Annotated in this window: 11 protein-coding genes; 4 read left to right on the forward strand and 7 right to left on the reverse strand. The window is 41.6% G+C overall.

Going from position 1 to position 13,478, the window contains the following annotated elements; all coding sequences use genetic code 11:
* Window positions 1-23 precede the first annotated feature (23 nt).
* Entirely contained in the window at window positions 24-1,676 is a 1,653-nt protein-coding gene (locus QVD32_RS02250) for a glycosyltransferase (protein WP_021891186.1), read from the reverse strand.
* A 219-nt stretch (window positions 1,677-1,895) separates the two neighbouring features.
* On the opposite strand from QVD32_RS02250, the gene QVD32_RS02255 reads away from it, so the two are divergent.
* From QVD32_RS02255 to QVD32_RS02265, 3 genes are read left to right on the forward strand one after another with little or no spacing between them, the layout of a single operon-like run.
* Window positions 1,896-2,177 (forward strand): hypothetical protein, encoded by a 282-nt coding sequence (locus QVD32_RS02255; RefSeq protein ID WP_021891187.1) that lies wholly within the window; start codon window positions 1,896-1,898, stop codon window positions 2,175-2,177.
* Between the two features lie 8 nt (window positions 2,178-2,185).
* Entirely contained in the window at window positions 2,186-2,734 is a 549-nt protein-coding gene (locus QVD32_RS02260) for a lysophospholipid acyltransferase family protein (protein WP_118687220.1), read from the forward strand.
* A gap of 54 nt (window positions 2,735-2,788) precedes the next feature.
* Window positions 2,789-3,574, forward strand: coding sequence for an amidohydrolase (locus QVD32_RS02265; RefSeq protein ID WP_021891189.1), 786 nt, complete (start codon window positions 2,789-2,791; stop codon window positions 3,572-3,574).
* Window positions 3,575-3,670: 96 nt separating this feature from the next.
* Here the strand turns inward: QVD32_RS02265 and QVD32_RS02270 are convergent, their stop codons facing one another.
* The 4 genes from QVD32_RS02270 to dnaG form a co-directional block, all read right to left on the reverse strand.
* Window positions 3,671-3,988, reverse strand: a complete 318-nt coding sequence (locus tag QVD32_RS02270) for a hypothetical protein (RefSeq protein WP_147401591.1) — start codon at window positions 3,986-3,988, stop codon at window positions 3,671-3,673.
* Between the two features lie 83 nt (window positions 3,989-4,071).
* Window positions 4,072-5,412 carry an ABC transporter permease gene (locus QVD32_RS02275; RefSeq protein WP_118687218.1) on the reverse strand — a complete coding sequence of 447 codons (1,341 nt, stop codon included), beginning with the start codon at window positions 5,410-5,412 and terminating at the stop codon, window positions 4,072-4,074.
* A gap of 11 nt (window positions 5,413-5,423) precedes the next feature.
* Window positions 5,424-6,356, reverse strand: coding sequence for an ABC transporter ATP-binding protein (locus QVD32_RS02280; protein WP_046414160.1), 933 nt, complete (start codon window positions 6,354-6,356; stop codon window positions 5,424-5,426).
* Between the two features lie 122 nt (window positions 6,357-6,478).
* A complete protein-coding gene (gene dnaG / locus QVD32_RS02285) occupies window positions 6,479-8,722 on the reverse strand; it encodes a DNA primase (protein WP_394368836.1) in 2,244 nt (747 codons plus the stop codon).
* 541 nt (window positions 8,723-9,263) lie between these two features.
* On the opposite strand from dnaG, the gene QVD32_RS02290 reads away from it, so the two are divergent.
* A complete protein-coding gene (locus QVD32_RS02290) occupies window positions 9,264-10,520 on the forward strand; it encodes a T9SS type A sorting domain-containing protein (protein ID WP_147401590.1) in 1,257 nt (418 codons plus the stop codon).
* Between the two features lie 71 nt (window positions 10,521-10,591).
* On the opposite strand, the gene lpdA is transcribed toward QVD32_RS02290, so the two are convergent.
* Together lpdA and gcvPB are read right to left on the reverse strand one after the other, a co-directional pair.
* On the reverse strand, window positions 10,592-11,941 hold the full coding sequence (lpdA, locus tag QVD32_RS02295; RefSeq protein WP_118687215.1) for a dihydrolipoyl dehydrogenase: 1,350 nt from the start codon (window positions 11,939-11,941) through the stop codon (window positions 10,592-10,594).
* A gap of 70 nt (window positions 11,942-12,011) precedes the next feature.
* Window positions 12,012-13,475 carry an aminomethyl-transferring glycine dehydrogenase subunit GcvPB gene (gcvPB, locus tag QVD32_RS02300; RefSeq protein WP_118687214.1) on the reverse strand — a complete coding sequence of 488 codons (1,464 nt, stop codon included), beginning with the start codon at window positions 13,473-13,475 and terminating at the stop codon, window positions 12,012-12,014.
* Window positions 13,476-13,478: the final 3 nt, after the last annotated feature.

The raw sequence follows: 13,478 nt of genomic DNA on the forward strand, positions 1-13,478 counted from the left end.
AATTGAAATATATTATAAGTTTATTATTTTCGTAATGCTGCTTTTTTCAGAGCCAAGTGGAATGCTTGTGTATAATATTCTATAAAATGTTTCCATTCGGCTTCAAGTGAAACGTTTGTGGCCGCTTGGCCTATTTTTGCTCGTTGAGCTTTCCCGCAGTGGCTGAGGGCGAGGATAGAGTCGGCTAAATCTTCCGATACTTCTACAAAATTCAAATCTCCCCGATGCAAAACTTTTACACCCGATTTCTCTAAACCCTGTTCCTTTCGGCTGTTTATCCATTGCCCGAACCCTGATAAATCGGTAGTGATCGTGGGTATTCCGAACGCAATGCTTTCCAAAGGTGTATATCCCCACGGTTCGTAATATGATGGAAAAGCCGTAGCATCTAATCCTATTAACAAATCGTAGTACGAAAGGTTGGCAATTCCGTCTTTTCCGGTGAGGTAGGACGGCAGGAAGATAACTTTCAATCGGCTTCCAGCTTCGTTATCTAAATTTAAATAATGTATCTGATTAACCACACTGTCTTGATCGTAATTGTGAAGCGTGTGGGTGATGAAGGGAGCGGGAAGGGGCGTTGCCTCATAGGTAGCGGATTGAAGCCTATTTTGTAAGTCAATTCTCGGACCTTCCACCCAAGCCGGGACTAAAATAAACGCTACTATTTCTCTTTCTAAATCAGGACTTTTTGAGACTCTTTTAACCGCATCGATAAAGAGGTCTATCCCTTTGTTTTTATATTCGTAACGTCCCGATGTGGCGATCAAGAAAGCATTTTTTTTCGGTCGCTCCCCTGTCAATGCTTCGACAATATCACATAACCGTTTACGGGATAGGTTACGTTTTGTTGAGTATGATTCTTCCGCCGGAACAAAATCCCTCTCAAATCCATTCGGGGTGACGATGTCGGGTGTTCGTTCTAGTAATTGAGAACATTCTTTTGCCGTAATGTCGCTTACTGTTGTGAAACAATCTGCTTCGTGGGCTGCACTTTTTTCTAAGGAGTGTTTCGATACCATGTTCAACTCTTCGGCCATCTGATCTCCGTTGTAACCGGCTAAATAGTCATATAGAGGTTTCCCATTTCCTGCAATAGAACGACCGATAGATGTCGCATGAGTTGTGAAAAGCGTCGCGATTTGCGGTAAAGTGTACTTTACGTGAAGTAGTCCCATACCTGTGGTCCATTCGTCGAAATGGGCGACGACCTTAAATTTTTCACCCTGTATGAACTTGTAAAAACTTTCGATAACCACAGCCGACGCATAGGAGAATATACACGATTCGTCATAGTCTCCGTAAGCTGGTAAAGAGTTTACCCCATACCGGTTCCACATTTCACCATATAAATCGTTTTTATAAGGATATAATGATTTGAAATCGACTAATATGACGATAGGTCTGCCCGGTATATCCCACCGACCTATCTTTACTTTCATATTTTGGGGTAAAGAGGCTTGTTTATGCCAGTCTTTCAGAAGAGTTTTGGATCTGATAAAATAGGGACACGGTTTATCTCCCCAGATATCCGGTCCTATGAAAATAATTCTATCTTTATATAGTTTTTGGAGCGTTCTTGCTTTTGTGGAAAGAACGGTATATATGCCGCCCACTTTATTGCAAACCTCCCAACTTACTTCAAATATATAATCAGGTATAAGTTGCTTTTCCATGATTACTATAATAATATTATACTATTGTTTTGCAATAGAGCGAACAAAGTTACAACAAATATTTTGTAACTCAGTGATAAAAAATGTTTTTTAGAATCGTGCGATTTGTCATATTTAGTGAATTGAGATTGTATATTTCTTAGGTAAAAAAGAGAATCTTTTTGGGAAACTTCGAGAAATAGGATTATATTTGTCTGACAAACTTAAAAAGAAAAAGTTATGGCTAATAAAAGAACTTTGAAGAAAGAGATTAATTACGTTGCCGGAGAATTGTTATCGGAATGTCTGTGTAATAAATATCTTATACCGGGTACTGATGCCGAAAAGGTAGATGCATTGATGGGAAAGATTATCGGTATCCAAGATGATTTTTTATGTCGAGTAGGGGCTAATGGAGATAAAGATCCCAAGAAAGTAAAAGTTTATTACCGAAAGCTCCGTGCTGACTTCGATAAAGCAATAGATGAGATTTTTGAAGATTTGGCGTCTCTAAATGCTTGATAAATAATATGAAGAGGGCAATCAGCTCTTTTATATTAAGACTTTTCGGGTGGACGGTGGAGGTTGATGTCCCCGATTATCCGAAGTGTGTTATCTGTGTGGCTCCCCATACCAGTAATTGGGACTTTTTCATAGGGAAATTGGCTTATCTTTCTATCGGCCGTTACGCTGGATTCATGATGAAAAAAGAGTGGTTTTTCCCTCCTTTGGGAAGTCTTTTGACGTCGATGGGCGGGGTTCCTGTAAGTAGGGATAGGCGTACCGATATGGTGTCGCAACTTGTTGAGATTTTCAAATCTCGAAAGCGTTTTTCCATAGCGATAACCCCGGAGGCTACCCGTAAGGCGAATGCCGATTGGAAGAAAGGCTTTTATTATATAGCGAGAGATGCCGAGGTTCCTATTGTATTGGCCTATATCGATTATAAGGATAAGGAGGTGGGCATAAAGAAAGTTTTTATGCCGACGGGAGATGTGGAAAAAGACATGCGCATGATAAAGTCTTATTATAAAAGTTTTCATGCACGACGACCCGAAAATTTTGTTACCGGATTGTAGTATTCATATAAGGGGCAGAATTCGTTTATTCTGCCCTTTTTTAGTTTCAGTAGTATGGGTGATGTTTTGAGAGTTTCGTTGATACAGACCGATATTGTTTGGGAGGATAAAAGAGCTAATTTAGACAAGTATGCCGCAATCCTTTCCCATATAACGGGAGACTGCGATTTGGTGGTTTTTCCCGAGATGTTTACGACCGGTTTTTCCATGCGTGTGGAAGATTTGGCAGAGTGTATCGATGGAGAAACTATTACCGAGGTAAAGAAATGGTCTCGAAATTATAATGTGGCGATAGCTGGTAGTTTTATTGCTCGGGCTGGTAATGTTTGTTTTAATAGGGGATTTTTTATCGAGCCCGATGGATCGGAACACTATTATGATAAGAGACATTTATTCCGAATGGGAGAAGAAGGTCGTCATTTTGTCTCAGGGTCGGAAAAACTTATAGTAAATTATAGAGGCTGGAATATTTGTTTGCTCGTTTGTTATGATTTGCGTTTTCCCGTTTGGTGTAGAAATGTAGGGAATGAATATGATTTGCTGTTATTTGTGGCAAATTGGCCTCAATCCCGTTCGTATGCTTGGAGAAATTTGTTAATAGCCCGGGCTATCGAAAATGCGGCTTATGTTTGTGGCGTGAACAGAATCGGGCAAGACGAAACATCGATGGTTTATAGAGGAGATACGATGGCAATAGGGGTTAAAGGCGAAGTTATCGCAGAATCAGAACCGTTTGTGCCACAAGTTGTAAATGTAGAATTGGATTTATCTAAATTAAAGTCTTTTCGGGAAAAGTTCCCGGTTTGGAAAGATGCCGATGAATTTGTGTTGAAAAAATAATGAATTATTTTTTTAATACAAAAAAAGAAAGGCAGAGACTCTCCCGAGCCACTGCCAGAATTATCGTGTGTAATTTATGAAAGCTGAATAGAGGTTTTACTCCTTTTTATGTCGTTGTTTACATTCCCAAATAGTACCTTTGTTTTCTGCATTTTCAAAAAACTTTTTTACGGCTTCTCGTTTGGGCGGAGGCATCAGTCCTCCGAATTTTAAACAAATGTTACCTTCTTGGTCGTAAACGACGGTCGTGTTTTTGTCGAACGCTCCGGGAGTAGTCGCAAAAACGGCGTAGTAGTTTTTCCCGTCTTTTTCATAAAGAGTTATTTGGCATTCTCTTTTCTCGAATTCTTTTTTCCGTTTTTTCAGCCACGATATTTCATCGACCGGATTGTTGTGTTTTGGGGTTCTTTCCACAATATATTTATTACCGGTACAGGAAAATAGTAATAGCCCACAAAAGACAAGAATGAGGTATCGAGAGTTTTTCATAATGGTTTTTATGCCTTATAACGTATCCACTTTATCATTTCTTTGTAGCTGGGCTTTTTGCCATACATGAGTATTCCCACCCGGTATATTCTTCCGGCTACCCACGCCAGTCCAATGGCAGAACCGTAGAGAATAATCATCGATACTATCAACTCCCATGTAGATACCCCAAAGGGGATTCTTACCATCATTACGATGGGGGAGGTAAACGGTATCATCGAACACCACATGGCTAACGGTCCGTCGGGATTCTCGGCACTGAATATGCCTGCATATAGGGCGAAGATGATAATAAAGGTAATGGGAACCATAAATTGTTGCGTATCCGACTCATTGTCGACTGCCGATCCTATGGCTGCGAATAAGGAAGCATACAGAATATAACCTCCGATAAAGAATAATACGAAACATATGAGCAACTGGGTGAGATTGATACTTCCCAGCATGTTTTGGATTTCTTGCATGGCTCCCATTTTCCCTGTGAGTTGAGCTGCATCTACACCGTTCATGCTCCCTGCGACGGCGGTCATGTTTTCGATATTGGCCGTATCCATACCACCGCTAAAAGAGAAAATCGCTCCCACAGACAAAAATATCCCGATGATAAAAAGAATCCAAATGCCCAGTTGGGTGAGGCCTACCAGTCCGATACTGGTGATTTTGCCGATCATCAGCTCAAAAGGTTTTACCGATGAAACCATTACTTCCACAATTCGGTTGGTTTTTTCCTGCATGACACTTGACATGACTTGGCCTCCGTAGAGCATGAGAAACATATATATAATCAATGTCATGGCCATACCGATAACCATGACCATTTCTGATGAGGTTTGTGTTTCGGCGCCGTCTTCTTCCAAGCGTATAGTGTCGACATGTAGGTTTATGTCGGAATCGTCTATGATTTGTTTGATATTAGGAATATTATATGACAATAATTTCTCGTTTTTCAAAAACTCTTCCATTTGCGACGTGATCATCGACTCACAGCTGTTCGTTATTTGTTTTTGAGAGTAGATGGTCATACCTTTGGGATTGTTCAACAGATTATCTTTGATGATGACATAAGCATAGGGTTGGGATTCTTCGGCACGCATTTCCACCGGGTTGAGTATTCCCTGCGTATAGGTGAATTGGTATTCTTCGGAGTTTTCGTAAATATTCTTGTAAAGACCGGTTTGGTCTATAATGGCTATTTGTCTGACTTCATCGCTCGATAGTTGTGCGAGCCAAATAGGTGCGAATATCAAGGCGACCATGACAATCGGTGAGAGTATCGTCATTAAGATGAACGATTTTTTTTGGACGCGAGTCAGATATTCGCGTTCTATAATAAGAGATATTTTACTCATAATATACAGATTTACTTGATGTTTGTATTTTCTTTGAGAGCCGATTCTCCCACGGTTTCAATAAAAATTTCGTTCATGGTGGGCAGAATCTCTTCAAATCCCGATAACTGGCATTGTTGCGTGAGCAGGGAGATGAGTTCGTTGTTGCTCATTTGGGCATTTCGTTTGCGCAGTGTATATGTAAAATTGGCGTGTCGTTCTTTTGTCTCCAATATTTCATATAGATCGTTGCTTTGCAGATTCCCTTGTTGTACTTCGATTTTGAAGAGATGTTTTTTGTGCTGTTCGCGAATACTGTTTATTTCGCCTTGTAAGACAACATGCGAACGATTGATGAGGCTGATCTCGTCACAGAGCTCTTCGACAGATCCCATATTGTGGGTAGAGAATATGATCGTAGCGCCTTTGTCTCTCATTTCGAGAATTTCTTGTTTCAGCAGATTGGCATTGACGGGGTCGAAACCACTGAACGGCTCGTCAAAAATCAGTAGTTTGGGGTTATGCATAACGGTAGTGATAAATTGTATCTTCTGTTGCATACCTTTTGAGAGCTCTTCTATTTTTTTCTTTTCCCAACCTTTTATGTCGAATTTGTTCAGCCAATATTTCATGCCTTCTTTGGCATCGTTTTTCGATAATCCTTTCAATTGAGCCAAGTATAAAATCTGTTCTCCTACCTTCATCTTTTTGTAGAGTCCACGTTCTTCGGGTAGGTAACCGATGTGTTCCACATCTGAGGGGTGTAAAGGACGCCCTTTTATTAAAACTTCGCCTTCATCGGGTGCTGTAATTTGGTTGATAATACGGATTAACGTTGTTTTCCCGGCTCCATTGGGGCCTAATAGTCCGTAAATGCCGTTTTCGGGAACATGTACGGTAACATTGTCGAGAGCCCGATGAGAAGCATATTGTTTAACAATGTGGTTGGCTTCGAGGTAATACATAGCTTTAATTTGAATAATAGGTGTGTTATTGACGGAACAAAGGAATATATAAAATTTTAATTATACAATAAAAATGATAAAATTTTATTGTTTCTCGATAAATAAATATTGAATTGTATATATTATTGGGGCGAAATAATGCGATCTCCTATTTGTTTGGCCAAAGTGGTTCTCAATTGATTTAATTCTACATTCTGTTCCATTAGTTCGATTATCTTTTCATTATCTTTATTTTGTGTGGCTTCTTTTATTTTTTCCTGTATTTGTTTGATCGTCTGTTCGAGAATAGCATTTTTTAATTCATAGATAGCTCGTGGAATGAGTTCCCATAGTCTATCGGATTCGGTCTCTACTTTTTGATACTTGGTGTGTACTTTACTCAACTGGTATTTATCGCTGACTAAATCTACGGCTAATAAACTTATTTGAGTGTCGGGGTAGGTCGTAAAATAACGTTCGAGAAAATTGCTTTCGAAGGTTTGTAACTCTTCTTTCATTTGCTCGGTTATATTTTCTCGTGCTTCGGCCTCCTTTCTTTGTTTGTCGGTAATATCGCCGTTTTCTAAACGAATTTGTTCGATTATCTCATTTATTTGGTCTTGGACTTTCGGCAATAGCTCTTGTCGCAAAGAAGAGACTTGCTGCGCAACGTGTTCGCGCTGTTGGGAAGCCAGTTCTATAATATGTTTATAGAGAGGGTTGCTGAATGCGATATTATCGATCGCGAGTTCTTCGACAATATACTCCCATACTTTTTGCCAAGTACCCGTGGCCGTTTCGAATAAATCACGGTAACCATATCGTACGACGTAACGGATTAATTCTCGTTCATATTTATCTAAGGGTGATCTATTTTCTCTTTTTGACGATAAAGAGGTAGGGGTAGGGAGGGGGATATTTTTATCTGTTTCCGGTATTTCTGATGAGGCAGGTGTTGCACCCTCTGCGTCGGAGACTTGATTTACAGATATATTATTTCCAAAAGAGTCCTGAATAACAGCCGGTCTCACCGTCTGCGATTGGGAAGATTGATATCGGTCTCGGGTAGATTGTTGTTCTGCCCGTTGTTGTCGCATTTTGTTCAATTCGAATAAAAGGACTTGTTCGTCGATTTGTAATAACCGACTGCATTCTTGCACGTAAACCGATCTTACAATGGTATCGGGTATAAGCGAAATGCTTTGTACGATATTCGAAATGATACCGGCTCGTTTTATAGGGTCTTCTCCGGCATCTTCCAATAGTAATTGAGTTTTGAATCGGATAAAATCCGTTTCATGTGATTTTATATATTGGGTAAATGATTCGGCACTTTGGCTTTTGGAGAAAGAGTCGGGGTCTTCGCCATCGGGAAGTAAGACTACCTTGATGTTAAGTCCCTCTTGAAGTATCAGGTCTATACCTCGCAGTGACGCTTTTATGCCCGGAGCATCACCGTCGTATAGAACTGTGATGTTTTCGGTAAATCGATGTATCAATCGTATTTGTCCGGGAGTCAATGCAGTTCCTGAGGATGCTACGACATTTTCAATGCCGGATTGATGCATGGATAATACGTCGGTATATCCTTCTACCAGATAACAACATTTCTCTTTTTCGATAGCTCGTTTAGCTTGGAAAATACCGTATAGTTCATTACTCTTGTGATAAATGTCCGATTCGGGAGAATTGAAATATTTACTGATTTTTACACCCGATTTGAGTATTCGGCCTCCGAATGCGACGACTTTCCCCGACACACTATATACTGGGAACATCACTCTTCCGGCAAACAGGTCGTAAATACGGTTGTTTTGACCTTCACGGCAAAGCCCTGTTTTTAGTAAATAATCGGTTTTGTAACCTTGTTTCTTAGCTTCTTGTGCAAGTGCATCTCGCTTTTCAGGAGAGTAGCCCAATCCGAATTTTCGAATAATATCTTCATTAAAGCCTCTTTCTCTGAAATAGGCTAACCCCACAGTGCGTCCCTCTTCGGTTTCTAATAGCGATTTACTGAAAAAATTTTGAGCGAAAGCGTTGATGATAAACATACTTTCGCGGTCGCTTCTTTTCTGTTTTTCCTCATCGGTCAACTCTTTCTCATGAATTTCGATATTGTATTTTTTCGCTAAATATTTCAGTGCTTCGTAATACGATAGTTGCTCATGTTCCATAATGAAATGGATCGCACTACCTCCTTTGCCGCAACTGAAACATTTACAAACACCTTTGGATTGAGATACGCTGAACGAAGGGGTTTTATCATCATGAAACGGACACAACCCCCAATAATTAGCACCTCTCTTACGTAGACTTACGAAGTCTGATACTACCTCTACGATATCGGTAGCGGCCATAATTCTATCGATGGTTGCTTGGTCTATCATTCCTTTTTTCTTTTTCTCCACGAAGATAGTTATTTCTTTGCGATAATAATTGGGGTGATTTATATTTTTCAAACAGGAGTAAATTATAGAAATAAAATATTTTTCATTGAATGAATTTTACTAAAAATATTTATTCAACAACTAAATAATGTTAGCTGTTGAATCTTTTTGAAGTAAAAACTTGCTGTCGTATTAGAAAATTCATACATTTGCAATGTGTTTTTCATAGTATTAGATTTAAGGTTAATGAAGATTGGTTGTCGTGAGACAACCTTTCCTTTTTTAAACCCTTTCGTTTTTCTTTATTCCTTTGTTGATATTTAATAGGTGTTGTCGATGTATATGAATAGCTGGTGAGAGACGTATGTTATTCGTTGTATAAGAAGAATTAGGATTTCAAGAATCCTTATGCCCCTCGACTTATTTTGTTTTTATTGAATATAAATATATATTTTTTATTATAAAGTTGTACTAGTTCTTTAATATTATTATATTTGTAAAGAGTTTATTCAAAGGAAGTAATAATTTTAAAGAAAACAGTGTGAAAAAATTTACTTTTTGTGTGGCCTTTGCGGCTTTATCGGTAAGTGCAGGGCTGGCTCGGTCGCCATTTGTGTTGAGTGATGCAGTTCCTGCGGAGTGCATGTCGATGGAAAAGGTGGATATGCCTATGATGAACAGAGCTATCTCCAAACCGGCTTCTGCCTTGAAATTTGATTTTGTAAAAGAGAATCGAAAACATCTGATGAAAAAAGATGCACAGATTGCAGCATTGACAGCACCGGAAGCTCTACCTGCAACGAATGTATCGGATGTCGGATTTGTAGCGAACTGGAACACGGTTTCCGGGGCGAATTATTATTCGGTACAAACTTACAGGCATTTTACGACTACGCAAGATGTTGATTATATTTCCTTGTATGAGGATTTTTATTTTGCAGAAGCTGCTCCGGAGGAGTTTACCAATTATCTTGATGGCTATACCTACCGTCGGAACTGGATTCTTTTGTATGGAAAGATAGGGGATCAGTCTATTATATTCCCTCAAACTTCTTCTAAGGGGCAGACTGAATTGCAAACTCGGGAGATGGATCTTAGCGGTGAGGGTGAAAATGAAACTGTTTATTTCGGTATCACGGCCGAAGGTGCTGTGGGTGATAAAATAGGGATTGGCTATTACTATATAGATGCTGATGGGAATGATCAATCTATGTCATTGGGAACAATTCCTTTCGAAGAGTCGACTTTGGATGCTATGTATGAGGTAGAAGTGCCGTCAAGCGAGTCTGCCGGATTTTATTTGTATACTGTTGGGGCAATGCAGAATACAGGCGATGTGAAATTAAAGACTTTTTTGGTATCGCGAGATCTCACTGCGGGTACTGAATTTATGGAGGTGTATGATTATCGACGAACTCCCGAGACTTCTGCCACTTTCTTTACCATAGAAAAAGATATCGAGACAGAAGGTGTTGTCGATGAGTTTGCATATGCTGTGATAGCTCTTGATGTAAATATGCAAACCGGAAATGTTAATGACAACTCAGATCCGTCCGAAATTATTTTCGTTGGTGAATCCAGCGCTGTTGAGGGATTGAAGGCCAGCAGAGAAAAGATCTTTATACACGACAAGTTGCACGTCGTATTGGATAAACCGGAAACGGTGAGTGTATATAATATGGCTGGTGTATTGGTTGCTTCTTATGAGGGGGGCGAAGGCGACAATGAGTTTTCGTTGTCCGCTTCCGGAGTCTATATCGTAAAGGCCGGTAATACGATTGCCAAAGTAATGAAGTAAGATTGAGTTTGATTAAATATAAAGAAAGGCTTCCTGCGTTACGGGAAGCCTTTCTTTATGATAGATGGTGTTTAGAATTCCCGGGCACACTCTTGCAGAATTTCCGAAAGGGTGGGGTGTGCATGTATCATTTCTTTTAATTGGGCTACGGTCGTTTCTCTGTTCATGAGGGCAGATACTTCCTGCACTAAATCGGCTGCATGAGCTCCGAATATATGTGCTCCAATGATTTTTCCGTTTTCATCGGTTATGAGTTTGCACAGACCGTCAGGTTCTCCCATACTGATGGCTTTTCCATTGGCTCGGAACAAAGTTTTTTTAGCCGTGAACGGTATGCCGCGTTGTTTGCATTCCTCCTCGGTGAGTCCCACCATACCGGCTTCTGGACGAGTGAAGACAGCCGCAGGAATGGTATCGAGCTTTATTCTCTTGTCGATACCGAGAATGTGGTCGATTACTTTGCGGCCTTGAAAAGATGCGGCGTGGGCAAGCATGCAATGACCGTTTACATCTCCTATGGCATAGATCCCGGGGATATTGGTTCGGAGCGTATCGTCGGTTTCGATTCCTTTGGGCGAATATCGTACACCGGCATTATCCAGCCCTATACTCTCTACTCTTGGGCTTCGACCTACGGCAATCAGGACGATGTCGGCCTCGGTGGAGCATTCTTTACCTTTGTGGGTGTAGTGCACGAGCAGTTGTGCTCCGCTTCGTTCAATCGATTCGACGGCAGCTTGGTTGTAAAATTCGATACCCCGTTTGGATAGTACTTGTTTCAGACGCTTACTGATGTCGCTGTCGAAGTTGGGAAGAATTTCTTTGGCGTATTCGAGCATGGTGACCGTGCTGCCGAAACTACGGAAGATGGAGGCGAATTCGAGCCCGATGACTCCGGCTCCAATGATACACAGTTTTTGGGGGATATGGTCGATGTCGAGCATTTCGGTCGAAGTGAGTACGCCGGGTAGGTCACAACCTTCGATCGGAGGTCTTTTGGCTGTCGAGCCGGTAGCGATGAGTATGTGTTCGGCGGTATATTTCTTACCCGATTCCGATATTACCGTATGTGCATCGAACAGTTCGGCACGTTCGGGAATGTAGGTGATAAGTTTGTGCTTCAATAGAAATTCTATGCCCGATGTCAGTTGGGCGACAACTTCGTTTTTCCGTTCCATGATACGTCGGAAATCGATCGTCGGGGCAGAAACATGGAATCCCCATGTATCGCAATCGGTTATTGTATCGGCTATTTCGGCGCTACGGCAAAGGCATTTTGTAGGAATACAGCCTTCGTGGAGGCAGGTTCCCCCTGCTTTCCGCTGTTCGAACAAGGTTACACTCAGCCCCTTTTTCGCTGCATATACGGCTGTTTCGTAACCTCCGGGGCCGGCTCCGATGATGATGACATCGCTGTTCATACTTGAATTTTATAAAAAATCGGAGAGGAGAAAGAGGTTTGTCTCTTTCTCGGTCTCCGATAGTTGAATATTATGATTGTTTTTGTAAATCTTTGAATCGTAAAATCGGATTTTTCGCCGCTGTGGTTTCGTCGAGCCTTCTCACCGGAGTGGAGTGGGGCGCGCTTTTTACCAAATCGGGGTTTTCGATCGCTTCGTGGGCGACCGTGCGCATCACCTCTATGAACTCGTCGAGAGTCTCTTTCGATTCCGTTTCGGTCGGTTCGATCATAATCGACTGATGGAACAACAAGGGGAAATAGATCGTGGGCGCATGGTAGCCGTAGTCGAGCAGTCGTTTGGCGATGTCCAATGTAGTCACTCCTGTGGACTTGTCGAGTAATCCGTCGAATACGAATTCATGTTTACAGATGCCTTCGATGGGCAGATAGTAACAGTCTTTCAGCGATTCTTTTACGTAGTTCGCATTTAATGTCGCTAACTCTCCCACGTGTTTTATCTGTTCTTTTCCCAGTGACAGGATATAGGCGTATGCTCTCATCATCACTCCGAAGTTCCCGAAGAATCCCGAAATGCGTCCCATACTGTCGTTTCCTCCTTCGATGGAGTATTTATCGCCTTTTTTAACGATTCTTGGGCGGGGCAAATAATCGACGAGTGCAGGGGAAACACCTACGGGACCACTGCCGGGACCGCCTCCTCCGTGAGGGGTGGAAAAGGTTTTATGCAAATTGATGTGCATAATGTCGAAACCCATGTCGCCGGGACGGCAACGTCCCAACAAGGGATTGAGGTTCGCTCCGTCGTAGTAGAGCAGGCCTCCGCAACCATGTACCAATTCGGCAATTTGGGGTATCTCTTTCTCGAAAATACCCAATGTGTTGGGGTTGGTCATCATGATACCGGCTATCGTATCGTCGAGCAACGGTTCGAGTTTCGTGACATCTATCGTACCTTCGGGCGTGGAAGGAACTTCGACAATCTCCAATCCACACACTGCCGCACTGGCGGGATTTGTACCGTGGGCACTGTCGGGGACGATTACTTTGGTGCGCTTCAAGTCTCCTCGCTTGATGTGGTATTGTCTCATCAACATTAGACCGGTCAATTCACCGTGGGCTCCGGCAAATGGATTTAGTGTAAATTCTGCCAGACCTGAAATCTCGGATAGAGCATGAGCCAATTCGTAATAAAGACGTAAAGCCCCTTGTATGGAATTCTCGGATTGTAATGGGTGCAATGCCGTGAACGATTCCATAGAAGCCATTTCCTCATTGATTTTGGGATTGTATTTCATCGTACAAGAACCCAATGGATAGAACCCGGTTTCAACTCCGAAATTTTTATTGGAGACATTGGTATAATGACGCACGACATCAAGTTCGCTCGCTTCGGGGAGTTTGGCCTCCGTCTCTCTGCGCAAAGATTGCGGGAGGTCGGCTAAGGAATAGTTTCCGAAGTCGGATTGTTGCAGGGAATACCCTATGCGTCCCGGCTTTGAAATTTCAAAAATCAGCTTATCGTAGTATTTCATGGC

The sequence above is a fragment of the Barnesiella sp. genome (genome assembly GCF_022723415.1).
GTDB lineage: Bacteria > Bacteroidota > Bacteroidia > Bacteroidales > Barnesiellaceae > Barnesiella > Barnesiella intestinihominis.